We start from the raw sequence: 21152 nt of genomic DNA, 5'->3' as shown, positions 1-21152 counted from the left end.
CGGACGAGCTCGGAACGCGCGCGAAATCAGTTAGACTCGACGGCAGTTTCGCGCTGTCTTTCCAACTGCGGTTTTCTCGGTGAATGGATTCAGGTAGTCGATGCGCTATTCGGTCGAAATAAGAAAATTCCTTTATAGCCAGTATTTTTATGGCGGCCTGCGCATCGCGGTCGGCGTGTCGTTACCGGCCATCTTGTGCCTGATCGTGTTCCACGATCGCGAGCTCGGCTTCACGATCGCGACCGGCGCGCTCGGCGCCTGCGTCGTCGACATGCCGGGCCCGCTCAAGTACAAGCACAACGAGATGCTGGCCTGCTCGGTGATCGGCTTTCTGTCCGCGCTCGCCACCGGCCTCGCCACCGTCAGTCCGATCGCGCTCTGGTGCACGGTGGTGCCGCTCACGTTCGTGCTGTCGCTGATCGTCGTCTACGGCAACCGCTGGCCGCAGATCAGCTTCGCGACACTGTTCATGATGATCATGACGCTGGAGGAGCACTTCACGCCGCTGCAGGCGCTCGTCAACGCATCGTGGATCCTGCTCGGCGGTCTCTGGTACACGTACTGGTCGACCTTCGTGAGCCGCTGGATGATGCATCGGATCGAGCAGCAGGCGCTCGCCGAAAGCGTGTTCGCGTGCGCGGACTATCTGCTCGCGCGCGCCGCGTTCTACGACCTCGACAACGATCTCGACGAGTGCTATCGCAACCTCGTCGACAAGCAGATTTCCGCGGTCGATCGCCAGGACGCCGCGCGCGACATCGTGTTGCGCAATCTGCCCAAGTTGAAGCGCGGCAAGCTCGAACCACGCCGCGCGATGCTCTACAACCTGTTCATCAATACCGTCGATCTGCACGAGCTGTTCGTCGGCGCGCACACCGATTACACGCTCGTGCGCAGCACGTTCGGCGGCTCCGATCTGCTGGTGTTCTATCGCGATCTGATCCGCAAGGCGGCCGAAGACCTCGAGGAGATCGGCCTCGCGGTGCTGCAAAACCAGGCGCCGCGCAAGCGCGTGAACGTGAAGGCGGAATTGCGCGCGATCGAGTATGAAATCGAGCTGATGCGCAAGCAGGCGCTGCCCGCGCAGAACCCGGAGGCGTATTCGGCGGTGTCGGCGAATTTCCGCCGCATCTGGAGCGCCACGCGGCTGATCGACAAGATGCGCCGCAGCCTGGCCTCCGAGCCGGGCCCGACCGAAACCGAACTACGCATCGACCAGGCGCTAAGCCGCTTCGTATCGAGCCGGCGCGTGCCGTTCGGGCAGATCTTCTCGAATCTGACGATGGCCTCGCCGAGCTTTCGCCACGCATTGCGCGTGACGATCGCGGTCGCGGTGGGCTTCTGGCTCGGCCGTCTGCTGCCGCTCACGAACGCGTACTGGATCGTGATGACCACCGTGATCATCCTGAAACCCGGCTACTCGCTCACCAAGCAGCGCAACGGGCAGCGGATCATCGGCACGCTGATCGGCTGCGCGGCGAGCATCGCGCTGATCATCTTCGTGAAGGAGCCGCACATCCTGATGGTCGTGATGTTCGCGTCGATGGTGATGAGCTATAGCCTGCTGCTGTTCAACTACGCGGCGAGCGTCGTGTTCACGTCGTCGTATGTGCTGCTGCTGTTCCATCTGCTCGCGCCGGGCAGCATGCGCATCATCGGCGAGCGCGCGATCGACACCGTGGTCGGCTGCGCGATCGCGATCGCGGCGAGCCACCTGTTCCCGTACTGGGAGTACCGCTTGATGGGCAAGCTCGTCAACAACATGATCAGCGCGACGCGGCAGTATCTGGAAGCGAGCTGGTGGTGGAGCGGCAAACCGGCCGCGGCGGTGGTCGCGACCGTGACCGAAGCGGGCGCGCGCGCGCCGGCGGCGGCGATGGCAGACCCCGCGATCGGCTTTGGCGGGCCGGCGTTTGTCGTCGCTGGCGCCGAAGCGGAAGCGGAACCGGCCGCGGAAGCGGATGGCGGCGTCGGTGCGCGCGGCGCTGGGCGCGCCGGTCTGGCACAGCAGATCGCCGGCGCTAGCGACAAGGCGAAGCCAGGCAACGCCAACCCTGACACCACCACGATCCGCAGCGCGACCGCGCGCCCGGCGAGCGGCGCATCGGCCGCTGCGATCGCGGCGGCGACCGCGCTCGACCGCGATTACCGTTATCGCCTCGCGCGCAAGAACGTCCACGTTGCTTTCGCCAACCTCGGCCAGGCATTCCAGCGAATGATGCTCGAACCGAAGTCCGCGCAGAAGTTCGTGCCGGAGTTGAACGGTCTGCTGGTGCGCAGCCACGTGCTCGCGTCGCAGATCACGGCCGCCGCACCGCTGTTGCGCACCTCCGCGCAACAGCAGCAACAGGTCGAGGACATCTCGCTACAGCCGCTGCAGCGCGCTTTGAGCCTCGTGCGCGACAACCTGAGCGCCGCCGAAGCCGGCACGGCGTTGCCTGCCGAGCAAGGCGAGCAGATCAAACTGATGAGTCGCGAGCTCGACGCGATGGTCGTCCAAACGGAGAAATCGCCGGACTATACGGCCGATGCCGTGCACGACACGAAGCTGCTCGCGCATCAATGCAAGCAGATGCTCGCGGCGTCCGCGCAGATTCGCAAGGACGCGAGCATGATCCGGTTGCCGGAGCAATGAAGCAGGAAGCGCGGTGGCGTTATTGCGCGGCGCCGCTCGCCGGTTTCATCGCGTTGGCCGCCGCGGCCGCCGCCGAAGTGACCGACGGCACCTGCGCGTTCTGGCTCTCGAACTCGTGCTTTCCGCGGATCGCGTTGTAGATCAACGTGGCGATCACGAACAGGATCGCCACCACGATGAAGACGGCGATGCCAAAAGTCGGGTTCTTGGTGCGCGGCGGTTTGGTCATGAAGCGGGCTCGGTTCGCGAAGCAGTCGCGGGTGGGTCGGGAAGGCGGCATTCTACGCCCAGTGGGCTTGCACGCGGCTTGCAGCCGACGCGAGCGAGTGACGAGAATGACGGTGGCGTGCCCGCTCGAGAGGCAGCAAGCGGCACACCCGGTGTCCATCAATCGTCCACGACGATCAGGTCACCGCCGAAGAACGCACCGGCAACGCCGTCGAATACTTGATCTGCTCCATCGCAAAGCTCGAACTCACGTCGTATAGCGGCACGGCCGTGATCAACTGCTTGTAGATCCTGTCGTAGTCGTCAATGTCGGAGACCACCACGCGCAGCAGATAGTCGGTCTCGCCGCTCATCCGGTAGACCTCGACCACTTCCGGGATGTCACGCACCGCTTGCGTAAACGCGGCGGCCCACGTCTCCGTGTGCTGATTGGTACGCACCGCCACGAACACCGTAGTGCCGACGCCGAGCTTGCGCGCGTCGCACAGCGCCACCTGCGCGCGAATCACGCCCGCCTCCTTCAGGCGCTGCAGCCGCTTCCAGCAAGGCGTTTGTGACAGGTTCACGCGCTGCGCGAGTTCGGCGATCGGCATCGTCGCGTCCGCCTGTAGCAGTTCGAGCAGCTTCCGATCGATGATATCCATACCCATACCACCACCCCTAATAGGAAATTATTCTACTTTTCTGACGGTCGGGGGAATTATATGGAAACTCTTTCTCCGCTCATACCGGTATAAATATCGATACCGAAAACTGCCGACCAGCAGCAGACACGCTGCATAAAAACTATGAGCGACGACCTTCGCGCCACCGCTTGTGCGCATCTTCCCCACTGCCTGAAGCCGCTATCCGACCCGGCCCGACTTGAAGCCGCCGCGCTGCCGATGCACACGCAGGGCGATATCGGGCGCACGCCGCTCGAGCGGCTGTGCGACACGCTCGACGCGATCTTCGAAGCCTGCGCGACATTCCCGGAACCGTCGCATTCGACGTTTTTCGCGCGCAGCATGCGGCTCGCACTCGCCGAGGCGGCCGCCGACCCGGCGCTGCTCACACCGATGCAACGTGAAGGCTCCGCCGGCAGCTATCGGCGCCATCTGCTGATCGCTGATCCGCGAGGCCGCTACGCGATTGCCGCGCTGGTCTGGCAACCGGGCCAGGCGAGCCCCGTGCACGCGCACCACACCTGGTGCGGTTACGCGGTGGTCGAAGGCAAGCTGCGCGAAACGATCTTCGAATGGGACGACGCGCGGCAGTGCGCAAGCGCGCTGCGCGCCCAGGCGCGCAAGCGCGGCGCGGTGTCGTTCGTGCGCAGCGGCCGCGGCGCGATTCATCGGCTCGGCAACGGCAGCGATGCGCAGGCCGTGTCGCTGCACATCTATGGCGTCGAAGGGGCGCGGATCGGCACGCACGTGAACGATACCGTGCGTGTAGCCGATGCGGCGGAGCTGGTTCGACGGTTGCACGTCACGACGTGACGTGATCGCGCGATGACGCGGTTACGCGAAATACGAGCACCCCGGCCGTCGTCGCACAGCCCCCGGCAAACGCCCGCCTCAACTCTTCCCGCTCACGTCACCCGCCGTCGGAATCTGCGGCGGAATCGGCGCGGTCTGTCCGGTGGGCGCCGGCGCCGGACGCGGTTCGTGCGACACGTCACGCGCGGGCGCAAGCGGCACATGTGTCGATGCGCGCGCCGACGGGCCCACTACGTCCACTTCATGCTCAGCTTCGCGCGGATGCTCGTGCGCCGCTTCGTGGGCTCGTTCGCGCGTGGGTTCATGCACCCTGTCATGGGCTTTGCCGTGACCGCCGTCCCGCGCCCGCTGATGCGCATCGCCACGTGCGTGCCTGCTGTCGTCGACAACGGCGTCCACAGGCGCGACGAAGCCGGTCATCTCATCGTCGCGCAACGGCTCGCCCTCGCTATCCTTCGACGACGTGTACACCCGCATCTGCGCGACCGGAATCTCGATGCCCGCCTCGTCCATCCTGCGCTTGAGCCGCAGGTTGAACGCGCGCGCGACGCTCCATTGCTGCAGCGGCCGCGTCTTGATCTGCCCTTTGACGACCATCCAGTTCGGATCGAAGCGGTCGAGCCCCCACACCTCGATCGGCCCGAGCATCTCGCGCCGGTAGCGGAAATCGGCCATCAGCTCCGCGCCGACTTCGCGGATCAACTGCGTGATCTCATCGACATCGGTGGAGAACGACATGCGCACCTCGAACACCGCATACGCGAAATCGCGCGACAGGTTCTTCACGATCTTGATCTGCGAGAACGGAATCGCGTGGATCGCGCCCTGCCCGTCGCGCAGCCGCACGGTGCGAATCGACAGATGCTCGACCGTACCCGCATGCCCGCCGTCGACGTCGATCCAGTCTCCGACCGAGATCGTGTCCTCGATGATGATGAAGAGACCAGTGATCAGATCGGTCACCAGCGACTGCGCGCCGAAACCGATCGCCAGACCGATCACGCCCGCGCCCGCGAGCAGCGGCGTCACGTTGATGCCGAGGTTCGCCGCGGTGACGATGCTCGCGATCGTCATGATCGTCACCAGCAACACGTTGCGCACGAGCGGCAGCATGGTACGCGCGCGCATGCTCGGGCTGCGCCCCTTGTTGCGTGGACCGCCCGGATTGAGCGCCTCGGTGATCGCGGTGTCGACCAGGATCCACAGCAGCCACGCGATGAACAAGGTCGCGACGATCGCCGTCAGCGCATGCGCGATGCCGCGCGCGGCGACGTTCTCTTCGATCACCGCGACCAGCGACACGCCCCACAGACGCGCCGCGAATTCGAAGAAGAACAGCCAGATGAACAGCGTCAGCAGCGTGCCGCAAAAGCGCAGCAGCCGCGTCAGGTACGGCGAGCGGCGCCGCGCGCGGGCGCTGCGCGGCCGCGTCACGCGCAGCGCGATCGCCGACAGAAAGAACGCCAGCACCAGCAACAACGCGGTGACGATCGAGATCTGCAGTACGTTTTCGCTGGAGCCGGAGCCGCCGAGCGTCGCGACCACCGACGCCGTCGCGAGCACCAGCACCGGCACATGCCACAGCGCGGCGAGCACGTCGAACGCATCAGTCGCGGCCTTGTGGTCGTTGCGCTGCTCGTACGGCCGGTTGCGGATCAGGTGCGCGACCGGGCGGCGGAACGCGAGCGCGAAATAGCCGGTCAGCACGGCGGCCGTCATGTTGGCCGCGGTCGAAATCAGCGCCGCGAGGTTCGTGCCGAGCTGATGCTCGACGTCGTAATTGACCGCCGCGTCGCCGAGCGCGCCGCACACGCCGATCACGAACAGCACGCGGCGCGCGTGATCGATGAGCAGGCGCACCGCGATGCGCCGATGGCCCGAGCCGAACAGCGAAAACATGATCAGACAGATCGCGGAAAACACCGCGCCCGCGACGATCGCATACGCGACCACCATGCCGAGCGTGCGGCCGAGCGCATCGGGCATCGCCCGCACGAACAGCAGCGCCGCGATGAACGCGATGATCCACGGACCGACGCGGCGCAGCGCGAAGATCACGAGCTCGAGTGTGGTGGGATTGGGCCGCAGCACCAGCTCGATACCGAAGCGCCGGTACAGCCGCTGCTGCAGATAGATCAGCGCGCCGGCACAGGCGCCCCAGCCGGCCAGCATCGCCAGCATCGCCAGCAGAATCGTGCCGAAGCCCTCGCGTCCCTGGCCCGAGACGATCGTGAACAGCTCGTTGCCGGCCGCGGTCACGCGCCCGCTCCAGTAGCGCACCGGCGTGCGGCCCTGGTGCACGTCGGATTCGAACGACGCGATGCCCGACGCGATCGCGCCGAGCAGGCCCGGGCTCGGTTGCGGGGGCGCGCCCGGGCCAACGGTTTGCGCGGCGTTTCGCGACACGTCGCGGAGCTTTTTCAGCTGGGTGACGAGCGCGCTGCGCTGGCGGTCGTTGTCGAGCGTCGCGATCACGCTGTCGAGCGAGTGCGCGAGTTCGGCCTGGCTTGCGGGCGAAGGCGCCGACGCGGCCTCGGCCGCCGAGGCACCCGATGCCGCCGACGCGGGCATGGCGCTCACCGTCGCGCTGTTGATCAGGCTCTGCAACGCCGGGATCACCGGCGTGCCGGCACCGACCGCGGGACCCGCGGCTTGCGCCATGCGCGGCAGCCCGCCGAGGCACAGAACCAGCGCGGCGCACAGGAGCGCGCTGAACCAGCCGCGCGCGTATGCGCTCGCGCGTGGGCGGGTGTCGCCGCTGGAAGTGTCGCGAGCGGTGGGATCGGAGAAGAGAGGGGTGGCGGTGAGAATCGCCGGCTGCTGCCCGCCGCCAGACGGTGCAGCCTCGAACTCACGCCGTGACGGGCATGACTGCATGGCAATCCGTAAGAAAACGGCAGACGCCAGTGTAGCCGCAGTTTTGCCCGGCGCGCCCGGACATGCGTAACCGAATGTTAGTTCGCTTGCACAGGCGGCGAATCGGTACCCTAGTCGTCAGTACGCGAGCGTCGCGAGCTGGCGGATGAAGCGGCCCTGCTCCAGTTCGTCGACGAACGCGATCGCGTAGTCTTCGGCCGAAATGCGGCTATTGCCCTCCGCATCCACGATGAGCGTGTTCACGCCCGTGCGGAACTTGCCGGTGCGCTCGCCCGGCGCGATCAGCGCGGCCGGCGCGAAAAACGTCCAGTCGAGATCCGTCACGCCGCGGTAGTAGTCCAAAGCGTCGCGGTGCGCGAGCGCAATGCCCTTGTACGCGTCCGGAAAACTGTCGGTATCGACCAGTTGCTTGCCTGGCGCGACCTCGAGAGAACCTGCGCCGCCCACCACGACGACGCGCTTCAACCCGGCCGCGCGCACACCGTCGACCAGCGCGCGCGTGGCTTGCGCCAGCGTGGCGAGATCGTCTTGCGGCGGTGCATACGCGCTTGCGACGACGTCCTGACCGCGCACCGCCGCGCCGACACTCGCGGCGTCGAGCAGATCGGCCTGCGACGCATGCAGATTCGCGACGCCGGCCGGCACGCGCGCCGGATCGCGCACGAGCGCCGTCACCTGATGCCCGCGACCCGCCGCTTCCGCGGCAATCCGCGAACCGATCATGCCGGTCGCGCCAAACAAGGCGATCTTCAGTTGCTTGCTCATATCAGCGTACTCCTCAGGTTATCTTATATGTAACTGGACTAGTTACATATAAGGAGAAAAAAAGCGGGGCGCTCACCCCGTTGATCGTTACGCGTGCTCTCGAGCACGGCGCTTGCGCTCGCGCTGCTTCTCGGAGCGCACGACGTCGGCGGTCGCATCGGCGAGCGTGCGTGCGGCCAGCGCCGCCTCCATCGCCTGCTGCGCTTCGTCGATGACGCCGCGCAGCACGCTCTGGATATTGCGCCCCACCATGCACGCAGGATTCGGCTCCTCGCGATGCAATGCGAACAACCGGGCATCTTCCACGGCGCGATAAACGTCGAGCAGCGTGATCTGTTCCGGCCGCCGCGCGAGCAACGCACCGCCACCGGCGCCCATCTGCGAGGTGGTGAGACCGGCGTCGGCGAGCATGGTCAGAAGCCGGCGAATGAGCACGGCGTTCGTGTTCACGCTGCCCGCGATCATCTCCGACGACAGCGGCACGCCGCCCTGCAACGACAGCAGCGCGAGCACATGCACGGCAAAGGCAAACCGGCTACTCGTGTTCACAGCAGATCCGTCCCGCAACGGCAATGTGTAACCATCCTAATTACATTTATTGCTGAAGTCAAACTTCGAAAACCGGATCGAACGGTGCGGCTCATTTGTCCATCTGCTTCTGCGCGTCGGCGGCATCGGTCGACGCGCTCGACGAAGCCGACGAGCCCGCATTCTGCGCGGACCAGGCCTGCAGCTTGCGCCCCGCCGTTTCGAGTCCTTGGCCTGTGATCGACGCAGCCTTGCCGAGCTGTGTGTTGGCCGCGCTCGCCGCGTTCTGCAGGTTGGCCTGCGCGCTCGACGCGAGCGCGGCCGGGTCGATCTTGATCGATGGCGCGGAGGCCGATGCGAGGTTCTGCTGCGCGGCGTCCTTGGTCGCATCGACTTGCTGGCCGACATAGCTCGCGGCCTGATCGAGCTTCTGACCGGCGAGCTGCGCGGCGTCATTGAGCTTGCCCGCGACCTGGCCGGCCGACGCGTCGTTCTTCTGGCACGCGGCCAGCGCGCCGAATACGAGGACCAGGACCGCCGCGCGGCGCAATAACGATGACGAAACGGATGAAATCATGATCAGGAAGGAGCCGCGCCGGGCGGCTCGCGTAGGCGAAGAGGTGCTCATGATACCGCCGTTGCGCCGCAGGGCCGCTTCGACTCGCCCCGACAAACCGGTCGCGGTCCTGTCAAACGTGATGGAGTAGACTCGCTGAGCAATGACCAGCATCTCTCAGCATCTCGGTGTTCCGTTGATCAACTGGAGGCATACGATGGCGGCAAAGAAAATCCTGTTCCTGACCGGCGACTTCGCCGAAGACTACGAAACGATGGTGCCGTTTCAGGCACTGCAGGCGGTCGGCCACGTCGTCGATGCAGTCTGTCCGGACAAGAAGGCGGGCGAGCGCGTGAAGACCGCGATCCACGATTTCGAGGGCGACCAGACCTACACCGAAAAGCCCGGCCACCAGTTCACGCTGAACGCCACCTTCGACGACGTCGATCCGAACCAATACGACGCGCTCGGCATCGCCGGCGGCCGCGCGCCCGAGTATCTTCGGCTCAATCCAAAGGTGATCGACCTTGTGCGGCAGTTCGCCGAGGCGGGCAAGCCGATCGCCGCGATCTGCCACGCGGCGCAGTTGCTTGCTGCCGCCGACGTGATCCGCGGCAAGCGCATTTCCGCGTATCCGGCCTGTGCGCCCGACGTCAAGCTTGCCGGCGGCGAGTACGCCGACATCCCCGTCGACGCCGCGATCACCGACGCGAACTTCGTCACCGCGCCTGCCTGGCCCGCGCATCCCGAGTGGCTGCGGCAGTTCCTCGTGCTGCTCGGCACGCGGATCGAGCACTGAGTCGCGCCGATCGGTCCAGTGGCGAGCGTCGACATGCAGCGACGCTCGCCGCAACCTCGCTTAAAAGCGCCCCACAATTCAGAATCCTCTGATCGTTGCAAGCAAAACGCCTCCCTATAGTCGCGGCTGCTTTGGGGAGTGCTGTCTTGATGAAACTGATCGACTGGGCCGTCACGCTCGTCATCGTGCTGATGGCGATCGCTTTTTTCTGCGCCCGCCGGCCACCCACCTGGCCGCACAACGACCGCGCGCGGCACATGACCGGCACGCGTCTGCTGATGCAGGCCGCTTGCGCACTGTGGGCGGCACTGCTGATCCTCAGCCGCGGCCTGCTTGCCGTCGAGGGTGTTGCCGGCGTCCGGCCGACGCCGATCGAATCGTTGGCCGGCATTGCCGTGCTGCTCGCATGCAGTTGCTACTGGTCGGTGCGCGGCAGCAGACTGCTCAGGCCGCGGCAGATTTTCGCCGGTTGCTGAGCGGGCGGGCGCAAGCGGCACCGCACGAGCAGGCGACGCCTAGCGCACACTGATTCGTCGCACCGCGTCGAGTGAAGGCACGGGCGACTCGCTGCCTGCGCCGACGCCAGCCTCGTTACCGCGGTGCCCGCTCTCGCGCACAGCGCGCGCCGCCTGAACCGGACCGGCCTCGGGCAGCGACAGATAGAACGTCGTGCCCACCCTCTCCTTCGATTCCGCCCACACCCGCCCGCCGTGCCGCTCGACCATCCGCCGTACGAGAGCGAGGCCAATGCCCTCGCCGGCCGCCGCATTGCCATGCAGACGCTGGAAGGCGGTGAACAGGCGCGGCAGCGCGATCGCCGGAATGCCGAGGCCGTTGTCGCGCACGTAGAAGATCCGCAGCGAATGCACGCCAGGCGGCGCGGGCGTCGTGCCGATTTCGATGCGGCCCGCGCGCGCCGGGTCCAGATAGTTGACCGCATTGCCGACCAGGTTCGCGAAGATCTGTTCGAGCGCGGTCGGATCGCCCCATACCGCGGGCAGTTCGCCCACGCTCACGCGCGCGCGGCGCGCGCGAATGGAGCCCTGCATCGCATCGACGACACGCTGCACGATGTCGCGCACGTCGACCTTCTGGCGCCGGTACTCGACCCGTCCGACGCGCGACAGCCGCAACAGCGCGTCGATGATGTGCGACGCGCGCAACACCGCGGTCTGCAGAAAGTGCAGCGCCTCGCCGATGTCCTCGTCGACGATCCGCTCGATACGCGCGCGCGTGTTCATCGCGAGCGACGAGTCGCGCGCCGCGTCGCGCAACTCGTCGCATGCGCGAATCAGTTCCTGCGAAAAGCCCTGCAGATTCACCAGCGGCGCGCGCAGATCGTGCGACACGCTGTAAATGAACATTTCGTTTTCCTGGGTCTGCTGGCGCAGCGTCTCGTTGATGCGCGCGAGTTCGGCGGCACGGCGCTCGAGGTCCGCGTGAAAGCGCGCCTCGATGCGCTCGGCTTCGAGCAAACGCCGGCTCGTCTCGTGCAAGGTCAGGTCGAGCCGCGCGATTTCATCGCGGCCCGCACCGATCGGCGCGAGCGGCTCGTTGCCGGCGAGCCGGCCCGCGTTGTCGGACAGCAGCGCAAGCCGGCCGCGCACGCCGCGCGTGAATATCCAGATGGCGAGCGCGACGAACAGCAGTGAACCCAGCGCGGCCGCGACGATCAGCGTCTGTTCGCGCTCGCGCACGGCGGCGACGGCGTTCGAGCGCGAGGTATCGAGGCGTCGCTCTTCGGCCTGGAATGCAGTCACCTCAAAACGGAAATGGTCGAGCACGTCGGCCCGCGCCAGATCGTGGAAGCGCTCGAGAATCTCGCTGCGCCGTCCGGCGTGCAGCATGTCCTGGATCCGGTCCGACCACTGGCGATATGCCTGCACCGCCTGGCGCACCTCGACCACGCGCTCGACCTGGGCGGGACTGTCGGCGACGAGTTCGGCCAGCTCGTCGATGCGCCGGTCGACGTCCACCCACACCGCCAGCGGGGTCGTGAAGTGCGTGTCGTTGCCGAGCACCGCGCCACGCAGCGCGACCGATTCAGACAGCACCGGATCGAGAATCGCCATGGCCTGGTGTAGCACCTCTTCGCTATGCATCGCCCAGCGCTCCGCCAAAGTCGCGTCGGCTTGCGCCTTCACGAGGCCGGCGAGCAAGCCGAGTTCGAAGACGGCCGGGATCGCGATCAGCAACAGGCCTTTAGTGGTCAGTCTCATGCGGTCTATTGACGGGTTGGCCGGCGGCTCGAGCACCGAGTCGGCACATTATGTCGGCGTTTGCGCTGGAAAATAAAGCGGGACGAGCCGGCCGACCGCTGCTTCCGACGACGGCGGGTCGGCGGGGCATAAATGGGAATCGCCCAGCCGGAAATGCGCTCGATGCGTCAGGATTCCGAATCTGAATGTAATTAGAATCGAATGTTTCGCCCTTGACTGGGACATCCCGCACTGCGATGCATGCTTCATGCACTTTTCTTGTGCTTTTGGTATCCGTCAGGGTGCATGACGTTCCCATGCGGCGCATGACGCAGACCCGCCGGATTTCCATGCTGGTGCCGGTTTGCACCGTGTCGACGCGTTCGGCACAAGTTTGGCCCGCTTCTTGCTCCCATAGCCCACTTTTTTTGCATAAGCGGGACATATCGATGGAAAGTCTGAAATACGGCGCCGATACCGAGTTTCTTCTGCTCGGCGCCGCCATGGTGCTGGCGATGCACGCGGGGTTCGCCTTCCTTGAGCTCGGCACCGTGCGCAAGAAGAACCAGGTCAATGCACTGGTCAAGATTCTGGTGGACTTCGCGGTCTCGACGATCGCGTATTTTTTCATCGGCTACACGATCGCCTACGGCGTGCAGTTTTTCGGCAACGCGGCGACGCTCGCCGAGCACAACGGCTACGCCCTCGTGCGCTTTTTCTTCCTGCTGACGTTCGCCGCCGCGATCCCCGCGATCGTATCCGGCGGCATCGCCGAGCGCGCCAGATTCAACCCGCAACTGTTCGCGACGTTCGTGCTGGTCGGCTTCGTCTATCCATTCTTCGAAGGCATCGCATGGAATGACCGCTTCGGCATCCAGGACTGGCTCACCCAGGCGTTCGGCGCGCCGTTCCATGACTTCGCGGGCTCGGTGGTGGTGCACGCGTTTGGCGGCTGGGTCGCGTTGCCGGCCGTGCTGCTGCTCGGCGCGCGCCACGGTCGCTATCACCGCGACGGCGGCATCGCCGCTCATCCGCCGTCGAACATTCCGTTTCTCGCGCTCGGCGCCTGGGTGCTGACGGTCGGCTGGTTCGGCTTCAACGTGATGAGCGCGCAGACACTCGACAAAATCAGCGGCCTCGTTGCCGTCAACTCGCTGATGGCCATGGTCGGCGGCACGCTGACCGCGTGGTTCGCGGGCCGCAACGATCCGGGCTTCACGTACAACGGCCCGCTCGCGGGACTCGTGGCCGTGTGCGCGGGCTCCGATCTGATGCATCCGCTCGGCGCGCTGGTCACGGGGGGCATCGCCGGCGCGCTGTTCGTCTATATGTTCACCTGCGTGCAAAACCGCTGGCGCATCGACGACGTGCTCGGCGTGTGGCCGCTGCACGGCTTGTGCGGCGCATGGGGCGGCATCGCGGCCGGGATCTTCGGCACTCACGCGCTCGGCGGGCTGGGTGGTGTATCGCTCGCCTCGCAGGTCATCGGCACGCTCGGCGGGATCGTCGTGTCGGGGCTCGGCGGCACCCTCGTGTATGGCGTGATCCGGATGACGGTCGGTTTGCGGCTCGACCAGGAAGAGGAGTACAACGGCGCCGATCTGTCGATTCACAAGATCTCGGCGACGCCTGAGTGAACCCGGGCGGCGCTCGCCGGAAATGGGACAGACGCGGACCGCGCGCCTGTCCCCAAATGCGCGCGCCGATGCTAGACTTCGCGGCTGGAGATGGCATTCTCCCTTAACCGCCCTTTGGGCTGATGATGCCTGCTACGCCCGGTTATGCGGACGCGGCATCAACTTGCCCGCCATCAACCGGTTTGTCGACGTTCCGGTTTCGATTCTCTTTCATGTATTGGTCATTTCTCGCTGTCGCGATTGGCGGCGCACTCGGCTCGCTGTTTCGCTGGTTCCTCGGCTTTCGACTGAACGCGGTCTTTGGCGACTTGCCGCTCGGCACCCTCGCCGCCAACATCATTGCCGGTTACGTCATCGGCGTGGCGGTCGCGGGGTTCGCGCGGGTGCCGCAGCTCGCGCCGGAATGGCGGCTGTTCGTCATCACCGGTCTGATGGGCGGCCTGTCGACGTTCTCGACGTTCTCCGCTGAGGTCGTGCAGCGCCTGCAAGACGGTCGACTGGGCTGGGCGGCGGGCGAAGTAGCGATTCACGTGAGCGCGTCGCTGATCATGACGATTCTCGGCATCGCGACGGTTTCTTTGCTGGCGCGCTGAAGAAACGCCCTCGAACGCGCCTTCTGAGGCGACGCCGCTGTGCTGAGTTGCACCCCCGCATCGCTCATGTGCGTCTCACTGTGTCTTCGGCATCGACGTCGCAGGCAGCGGCGCGGGCCGCGCCGCGTCCCAGCGGCTTTTCAGCACGCGCCTCAACAGGGTCCTCAGGGGCACCACGATGCGCTCCTGAAACAGCACCGACGTCACCAGTACCAGGATCAGATACAGCGGATAGGCCGAGAAATGCACCTGCACCCGGCTTGCCGCCGCGCTGCACAGATGCGGTTGATGCACGCATGACAACATCGAATACCGAATACCCAGCAGCTTCTGCACTTTGAGAAAGCCGATAAACAGCGGGTATTGCAGAGCGAAGATGGACAACGACGCGTTGCCGAGCCGTCTCGTCCAGACGGTCACGCGCGGCGAGCCGGTTTGCAGCGCGTTCGCGCAAACGAAAATCACCGCCATTTGCGCTGGCAACAATGCGCCGTTGTGAAGCAGCACTTCCCATGAACGCAGACCATCCGCAAACAAAAAGGCCGCGCCGACAAAAATCGCCCCTAAAGCCGCGAATACGATCCACCGATAACGCGCGATCGTGCGGGTAATGTTGTCGACGTTCGCTTCAAATATCCCGTAAGCAAGAATGCCAGCCAGAAATTCCGGCAGACGTACCAGCGGATTCGTATGCAACACGCCGATCGGCCACACCTCGTACCGGCCGCTCGCCACCACGATCAAGGCCGGCAACAGGCTGGCGCCCCACATCGCCGCCAGCATCGCCCACTTGCGGCGCATCGACAGCAGGCGTGGCGCGAGCGACGGAAACAGCAAATAGAAAAAGAACAGCGTCGACAGCGACCATGAAGGAATATTGAACGAGAGATAAAAGGGATTCCACGCCTGCAATAACAGGATCTGTAGAACCGCATTGACGGCGAATTCCGCACCGCTCATCGTGTGCACAATCGGCGGCGCTGAATCGAGGTTGCTCAATTCGGTGTCGAATGGATGGGAATTCACGGCCATTAACGCAACGCTCAGCGCTAACGTAATGATGTGAATCGGATAGATATTGCTAAAACGGTTGATAAGGAACCTTGGTGCCGCAACGGTCATCGTTTCGCCGGTTTTCCTTTCCGCCGAAACGTGCGACAAAATAAATCCTGACAGAACAAAGAAGATACTCGTCGCGCAGCCGCCGAACCGGAAGAGGTCGACCAGCGGTATCGCGCGCGCCTCGGGATAGGTAACGAGCGTGTGGAAGACGACCAGATAGCAGGCCAACAGGAATCGCAGGACGTCCAGGCCCGGGAGCATCGCCTTCATTTCAATTTCCTTTTCCTTACGCGGAAATATCTCTTCATTGCGATTCCTTTCGTTTTAATGTGGCTTATTTTTAAAATTGAAAGAATTTAACCGCTTCGTTACGCGAAGCATCATTCATTGAGCGCGGCAAGCGGTATGTGCGGTTTCGCACCCAATGGAGCTGCAAAAATCCGCGCCGTTGGGTGCATCGATAAAATTCGCGTTTTACATCGACGCTTTCCCCGCCAACGGCATAATCGAGGCGAAAAATAATTCGGAAAATGGCGAAATCAGTGAGACACCGGCATTCCGTCGCATTATTTACGGCGTTCCGCGCTTACACCGCTCAGGTTTTATGAATTCCGTGAAGTGTCGACCTGTTTCGACGATACGCTCGTCCAGGTCATTGAAGGCACGCTTCCGAATACCGCCCGGGCCGTTCCTGAGCGTGTTACGGTTAATGCCTGGGACACGATTCAGGCGCCTCGCTGTCCCACGCATCTGCCGGATGACCTGTTTGGCAACCGTGCATACTCCCGTTTCCCAACGCACGGCTGGAGTCCGGATGCAGAAAATTCAACATAGATTTCGCGTGCGAATCCGATCACATGATCCAGCGCCGCTGGTCCGCTCGATCCAGCCCAGAACCTTCATCCCCCACCACGCCGCATGCTCGACATCATTGCCATCTGTCTGGTCGTCACCGCGCTACTGGCGTATGTGAATCACCGCTTTCTAAGGCTTCCGACGACGATCGGCGTCATGGTAACGGCGCTCGGACTCTCCCTTGCGATCGTTGGACTGGACAAGCTCGGCGTCGCGCACGGTTTGCGCGTCGCAGAAGAGCATCTCATCAACTCGATCAATTTCAGAGAGGTGCTTCTGCAAGGCATGCTGTCGCTTTTGCTGTTCGCCGGCGCGATGCATGTGGATTTACGCAAGCTGAAGGCTTTCCGGAACCAGATCATCAGTCTGGCTGTGCTGAGTACGGCGACCTCCACGCTGCTGATCGGATTCGCGATGTGGAAACTGCTCCCCCTTTGCGGAGTTGAACTCGCGCTGCCCTTCTGCCTGCTGTTCGGCGCCCTGATCTCGCCGACGGACCCCGTCGCGGTGATGGGCATCCTGAAGTCCGCAGGCGCGCCCGAAGGCCTGAAGGTGGTCATTACTGGAGAGTCGCTCTTCAACGACGGCGTCGGGGTCGTGCTTTTCTCTCTGCTGCTCACGATGGCCAGCACGGGCGTCACGCCATCCGTCCAGAAGGGGTTGGCTGCATTTATTCTGGAAGCCGGCGGCGGCCTGTTATTCGGCGGGGTCGTAGGCTATCTGACATATCGGCTGCTCAAAAGCGTCGACCATTACCAGGTCGAAGTCCTGATGACGCTCGCATCGGTGATCGGCGGTTACGCGCTCGCTAATCATCTGCATGTCTCCGGGCCACTCGCCATGGTGGTTGCGGGCGTGATGATCGGCAACCGCGGCCGCGCCGACGCGATGTCCGAGACGACCCGGCGATACGTGGACATGTTCTGGGAGTTGATCGATGAGATTCTGAATGCCGTTCTTTTCGTATTGATCGGCATGGAGGTTTTGCTCGTCGAGTTTCCCGGCCGGATACTACTCGCTGGGGCCGGTGTGGCACTGGTCGCACTGCTCGCGCGACTGGTGTCGGTGGGATTGCCTGTCATGTTTCTTGGGCGGGCGTCGCGGCTACCGAAAGGAGCGTGGAGTGTGCTTACATGGGGCGGGCTTCGTGGTGGCATTTCCGTTGCACTGGCACTATCGATTCAGCCCGGACCGGAGCGCGACATCGTCCTCGCGTTGACGTACTGTGTGGTCGTTTCGTCGATCCTGGGTCAGGGGCTCACGGTTGGCTGGGTCATCCGCCGGGCAGCAGGCGTCAACGAAGAATGAAAGCGGTCCGTCTGCGGCGGCCAGTTACGATAAAAGGATTGCCAGGTGTCGACCGCTAACGACAGCGCATGGGACGCGATCTCGAGCCATTAGCCGGCCGACAGAACGTTTGCTTCAGGCGCTGTGTATACTCACGGTTTGTTGCCGTGTGGATAAGTGCCCCTGCGGGCTTGCTACCGAATGAAGGTTATCACTAGTCTTTTTTTTCTCCTCGTATGTTGCTGGACCTATCACCTGGCTCATGCGCAACCGAAACCCTCACCACTAGCCGACTACGCCTTTCTCAGGCGCATCCATGTTCGCGAAGCGGTCGTAAATTGCATCGCGGCGTTCGACCAATGGGTTCGAACGGGGCAGCGCTACGATTCAATTATCGTCTCGGCAGGCAATGCGTTACACGCAAAAGTATTGCCCGGGAGAGGCGCGCAAGAATCAGGGCGATCGGCAACAGTCGATGCAACGGTAGATATGCCGGCAGTCGCCAAGCTTCGACAAAAGTATGTGTGGATTCCTGTCACGGCTTCCTGTGCTGTCTGGAAGAAGCACGTCGTTTCCTTTTCACTTAGGCCTAGAGAGCGACGCCCATAAAGCGCACGCTGCGCTCATCAACACCGATGAGCACCCCTATCGCCAGATTTCCCGTTGCAACCACCACGATGACGGTCGCGATCATCACGACCGACGAGCTTTTCGGATGTGAGCGAATGTTCCGGATCGAGCGCCAGCTAAATGCGCTGATCGATACCATGATAATGACGGCCACTAGCGCTCCCATCGGGATCTGCTTCACCCAAGGCCACAGGAAAACCACAACTACAGCCGTCAGCTACTTCGCGGCTGCGCTCCCCAAAACATGTCACGGTGTGCCATTTTTTCAAGTGTTTGCAAAACGCGCTTTCCTGCACCTGCATGCCGCCGGGGGCGCCGCGGAATCGACGCCCTAGTCATTGGGGATCACTCGGTGCCGCTAGACAATGCGTGGCGCGTCGGCTGACTCGCAAGGCGGCCCCGGCATGCTGACTGCCTCTATCCGTGTCTGCTGCGGGCCGTACCTGAACTCGACTGCGGCGACGCGTGGTCCGAAAAATGCGGCTGCGAGTTTTTTGCGGGTTTTGCGCCGGAGGACCGAGTTATGGCAGCCACAGTTGGCGATTTCCTTGTCGACCGCCTTCAACCGCAGTTCAGCGCTGCTGGCGCTGTCCGTGCTCGCCGACAGCGCCATGGAACACTACCGCGGCTCGTTCGACAATCCCGCGATGTACGCGCCCATTGGTCGTCTCGTCGCTGTCCTTGCTCGCCGGCTTGCATGGCGGCTCAGACCGCGAATCGGCGCGCCATCCGGTGCGCGGTCCGATCTACCTCGGCGCCGCGCTGACCGGCGTGGCCGGTACCGGGTTTCATCTGTACAACATCACCAAGCGCCCCGGTGGATGGAGCTGGCCCAATCTCTTCTATGCCGCGCCGATCGCGCGCCGATGGCGCTGCTACTGTCAGGCGCGCTCGGCGCCGTCGCAGAAAAGCTGCGCGATCAACCCGCGCACGAGCCACGCCTCCTTGGCATGCCCGCCGGGCAAGCCCTCGCGCTGCTGACCAGCGCCGGTCTGGCCGGCACCTTGGGCGAAGTCGCGCTACTGCATTCCGCGATGGTTCACGCGCATCTGGTTGCGCATCACGACCGCGCTCTGTTTCGTCGGCGTCGGCTTTCACGCACGCGGCGTCGCGCGCAATCAGGGCGGCTGCGTGCTGCACGACATCTGCAGCATGCATTACGCGCACCCGCATTCCTGGAGCGAGATTGGCTTCGGCGGCCCGGCGAATCTGCGCGGCTACGTGCGCCTGTACTTCGACCGGCGGGACCCGTGGGAGGCCGCCGAAGCGAAGGCCGGTCACGAGGACGAGGCCCGCAAGGAGAATCGCCGTATCCGCTGATTCGCACGACGATATGCACACTGCGCACGACGACGCGCGCGAGGCGCCGCGCGGCAAGAACGGACGCGCACCCGATGTGATGCGCCCCGGCGGGTGGCTGCCGATGCGCGAATACCGGCAGCAGGAGGCGGTCGATTTCGCGATCGTCGGTAACGGTGCTGGCGGCGGCACACTGGCCTGCCGGCTCGCAGAGAAAGGCTTCAAAGTCGTCGCTCTCGATGCCGGCGCGTGGTGGCGTCCGCTCGAGGAATTCGCGTCGGACGAAACCCATCAAAGCAAGCTGTACTGGACCGACGAGCGCCTCTGCGACGGCGATGATCCGCTCCAGCTCGGCAACAATAACAGCGGCAAGGCAGTCGGGGGCAGCACGGTCCACTTCGCGATGGTGTCGCTGCGGTTCCGCCCGCAATGGTTCAAGTCGCGTACGTTACTGGGCTCCGGCGCGGACTGGCCGCTGGACTGGCGCGAAATGTGGCGCTATTACGGCGAGGTCGAGAACGCGCTGAAAATCGCCGGGCCGGTCAACTATCCGTGGGGACCGAAACGACCGCGTTATCCGTATCGGCCGCATGAGCCGAATGCCGCCGCGCTGGTGCTCGCGCGCGGCTGCGAAGCGCTCGGCATTCGATGGGCCACGACGCCGCTCGCGACCCTTTCCGCGCCGCGCGGCGACGCGCATCCCTGCGTCTATCGCGGCTTTTGCGTCACCGGCTGCGCGACCAACGCGAAGCAGAGCGCGCTAGTCACCTGGATTCCACGCGCGGTCCGCGCGGGCGCCGAAATTCGCGATCTCGCGATGGTCGGCCGCGTCGTCATGGGCGACGACGGCCGCGCGAGCGGCGTCGAATTTTCCGAGAAGGACGCTGGCAATTCCAGCGCGCGCGCAACGTCGTGGTGGCGGGCTATGCAATCGAGACGCCGCGTTTGCTGCTCATGTCTGCGACCGACCGCTTCCCCGACGGCCTCGCGAATAGCTCCGGCCTCGTCGGCAAGAACCTGATGGTGCAGAGCAATCAGGCTGTCTGGGGCACCATGGACGAAGAGATTCGCTGGTACAAGGGGCCGCCTTCGCTCGCGCTGACGGAGCACTGGAATTACGAGGACAAAGGCAAGGATTTCTTCGGCGGCTATGCGTTCATGAGCTAGGGACCGTTGCCGGTTGCATGGGCCGCGGTGCAGAACGGTCGCGGCTTGTGGGGCCGCGCGTTGATCGACGAGATGAAGAAGTACAACCATCAGGCAGGCTTGCGGATCGTCGGCGAAACGCTGCCCCAGGAGCGCAATCGCGTGACGCTCGCCGACGAGAAAGATCAGTATGGGCTGCCGGTTACGCGCGTCACGCATTCGTACTGCGATAACGACCGCCGTCTGATCGACCATTCGCTGAGGTTCATGAGCACTGCGATGGAAGCGGCCGGCGGCCGCGAACTTTGGACGCAGACGGACGATACCGCGCATCTGCACGGTACCGCGCGCATGGGCGAGAACCGGGCAACTAGCGTGGTCAACGCGGACTGCCGCAGTTGGGACATCGACAACCTGTGGATTTGCGACGGATCCGTATTTCCGACGGTCGGCGGCGTTAATCCATCGCTGACCATTCAGGCTATCGCGCTCCGTACTGCGGACCGAATTGAAGCGCTCGCCGCGCGCGGGGAGCTTTAGCGCGAAGACGGGGAATCCCGGCATCGGTGGGACCGCCGG

The 21152-nt window shown here is 64.2% G+C and carries 17 protein-coding genes, 3 pseudogenes and 1 riboswitch; of the genes and pseudogenes, 11 read left to right on the top strand and 9 right to left on the bottom strand.

The window, feature by feature from the left end:
- The first annotated feature begins 100 nt into the window (after nt 1-100).
- Nucleotides 101-2635 (top strand): FUSC family protein, encoded by a 2535-nt coding sequence (locus BJG93_RS05800; RefSeq protein WP_027197380.1) that lies wholly within the window; start codon nt 101-103, stop codon nt 2633-2635.
- A gap of 19 nt (nt 2636-2654) precedes the next feature.
- Here BJG93_RS05800 and BJG93_RS05795 read toward each other — a convergent pair whose 3' ends face one another.
- Complete coding sequence (locus tag BJG93_RS05795) at nt 2655-2864, bottom strand: hypothetical protein (protein WP_027197379.1); 210 nt, start codon at nt 2862-2864, stop codon at nt 2655-2657.
- Nucleotides 2865-3039: 175 nt separating this feature from the next.
- Nucleotides 3040-3513, bottom strand: a complete 474-nt coding sequence (locus tag BJG93_RS05790) for an Lrp/AsnC family transcriptional regulator (RefSeq protein WP_013089133.1) — start codon at nt 3511-3513, stop codon at nt 3040-3042.
- Nucleotides 3514-3651: 138 nt separating this feature from the next.
- Between BJG93_RS05790 and BJG93_RS05785 the strand changes: the two genes are divergently transcribed.
- Nucleotides 3652-4341, top strand: coding sequence for a cysteine dioxygenase family protein (locus tag BJG93_RS05785; RefSeq protein WP_027197378.1), 690 nt, complete (start codon nt 3652-3654; stop codon nt 4339-4341).
- Nucleotides 4342-4419: 78 nt separating this feature from the next.
- Here BJG93_RS05785 and BJG93_RS05780 read toward each other — a convergent pair whose 3' ends face one another.
- The 4 genes from BJG93_RS05780 to BJG93_RS05765 form a co-directional block, all read right to left on the bottom strand.
- A complete protein-coding gene (locus BJG93_RS05780; protein ID WP_027197377.1) occupies nt 4420-7218 on the bottom strand; it encodes a mechanosensitive ion channel family protein in 2799 nt (932 codons plus the stop codon).
- Nucleotides 7219-7335: 117 nt separating this feature from the next.
- Nucleotides 7336-7983 carry an NAD(P)-dependent oxidoreductase gene (locus BJG93_RS05775; protein ID WP_027197376.1) on the bottom strand — a complete coding sequence of 216 codons (648 nt, stop codon included), beginning with the start codon at nt 7981-7983 and terminating at the stop codon, nt 7336-7338.
- Between the two features lie 87 nt (nt 7984-8070).
- A complete protein-coding gene (locus BJG93_RS05770) occupies nt 8071-8532 on the bottom strand; it encodes an Rrf2 family transcriptional regulator (protein WP_027197375.1) in 462 nt (153 codons plus the stop codon).
- A gap of 91 nt (nt 8533-8623) precedes the next feature.
- Entirely contained in the window at nt 8624-9088 is a 465-nt protein-coding gene (locus tag BJG93_RS05765) for a hypothetical protein (RefSeq protein ID WP_027197374.1), read from the bottom strand.
- A gap of 196 nt (nt 9089-9284) precedes the next feature.
- Between BJG93_RS05765 and BJG93_RS05760 the strand changes: the two genes are divergently transcribed.
- A complete protein-coding gene (locus tag BJG93_RS05760) occupies nt 9285-9866 on the top strand; it encodes a DJ-1/PfpI family protein (RefSeq protein WP_027197373.1) in 582 nt (193 codons plus the stop codon).
- Between the two features lie 149 nt (nt 9867-10015).
- Nucleotides 10016-10342, top strand: a complete 327-nt coding sequence (locus BJG93_RS05755) for a hypothetical protein (RefSeq protein WP_027197372.1) — start codon at nt 10016-10018, stop codon at nt 10340-10342.
- Between the two features lie 39 nt (nt 10343-10381).
- Here BJG93_RS05755 and BJG93_RS05750 read toward each other — a convergent pair whose 3' ends face one another.
- The gene (locus BJG93_RS05750) at nt 10382-12085 is read right to left on the bottom strand and encodes a sensor histidine kinase (RefSeq protein ID WP_027197371.1); all 1704 of its coding nucleotides are present in this window, start codon (nt 12083-12085) and stop codon (nt 10382-10384) included.
- 428 nt (nt 12086-12513) lie between these two features.
- Between BJG93_RS05750 and BJG93_RS05745 the strand changes: the two genes are divergently transcribed.
- Together BJG93_RS05745 and crcB are read left to right on the top strand one after the other, a co-directional pair.
- Nucleotides 12514-13701, top strand: a complete 1188-nt coding sequence (locus BJG93_RS05745; protein ID WP_027197370.1) for an ammonium transporter — start codon at nt 12514-12516, stop codon at nt 13699-13701.
- A 77-nt stretch (nt 13702-13778) separates the two neighbouring features.
- Nucleotides 13779-13840, top strand: a riboswitch (Fluoride riboswitch).
- A gap of 73 nt (nt 13841-13913) precedes the next feature.
- Nucleotides 13914-14294, top strand: coding sequence for a fluoride efflux transporter CrcB (crcB, locus tag BJG93_RS05740; RefSeq protein WP_027197369.1), 381 nt, complete (start codon nt 13914-13916; stop codon nt 14292-14294).
- A gap of 75 nt (nt 14295-14369) precedes the next feature.
- Here the strand turns inward: crcB and BJG93_RS05735 are convergent, their stop codons facing one another.
- Nucleotides 14370-15626: an acyltransferase family protein gene (locus BJG93_RS05735; RefSeq protein WP_027197368.1), complete on the bottom strand. Its 1257-nt coding sequence runs from the start codon at nt 15624-15626 to the stop codon at nt 14370-14372.
- A gap of 648 nt (nt 15627-16274) precedes the next feature.
- Here BJG93_RS05735 and BJG93_RS05730 point away from each other — a divergent pair.
- Nucleotides 16275-17519 carry a cation:proton antiporter gene (locus BJG93_RS05730; RefSeq protein WP_027197367.1) on the top strand — a complete coding sequence of 415 codons (1245 nt, stop codon included), beginning with the start codon at nt 16275-16277 and terminating at the stop codon, nt 17517-17519.
- A 180-nt stretch (nt 17520-17699) separates the two neighbouring features.
- The gene (locus BJG93_RS36360) at nt 17700-18107 is read left to right on the top strand and encodes a BspC domain-containing protein (protein ID WP_407675289.1); all 408 of its coding nucleotides are present in this window, start codon (nt 17700-17702) and stop codon (nt 18105-18107) included.
- A 19-nt stretch (nt 18108-18126) separates the two neighbouring features.
- Here BJG93_RS36360 and BJG93_RS05725 read toward each other — a convergent pair.
- Nucleotides 18127-18336, bottom strand: a pseudogene (locus tag BJG93_RS05725) (sodium-independent anion transporter); the annotation flags it as partial.
- Nucleotides 18337-18788: 452 nt separating this feature from the next.
- Between BJG93_RS05725 and BJG93_RS36355 the strand changes: the two are divergent.
- From BJG93_RS36355 to BJG93_RS05710, 3 genes and pseudogenes are all read left to right on the top strand, one after another.
- The gene (locus BJG93_RS36355; protein ID WP_027197364.1) at nt 18789-19109 is read left to right on the top strand and encodes a hypothetical protein; all 321 of its coding nucleotides are present in this window, start codon (nt 18789-18791) and stop codon (nt 19107-19109) included.
- Nucleotides 19110-19259: 150 nt separating this feature from the next.
- Nucleotides 19260-19448: pseudogene (locus tag BJG93_RS05715) on the top strand (gluconate 2-dehydrogenase subunit 3 family protein); the annotation flags it as partial.
- 13 nt (nt 19449-19461) lie between these two features.
- Nucleotides 19462-21113, top strand: a pseudogene (locus BJG93_RS05710) (GMC family oxidoreductase).
- The last annotated feature ends 39 nt before the right edge of the window (nt 21114-21152 follow it).

This window comes from Paraburkholderia sprentiae WSM5005 (assembly GCF_001865575.2).
In the GTDB taxonomy this organism is placed as follows: domain Bacteria; phylum Pseudomonadota; class Gammaproteobacteria; order Burkholderiales; family Burkholderiaceae; genus Paraburkholderia; species Paraburkholderia sprentiae.
The sequence above is the reverse complement of the archived record's forward strand: the minus strand, read 5'-3'. Positions and strand labels throughout refer to the sequence as shown.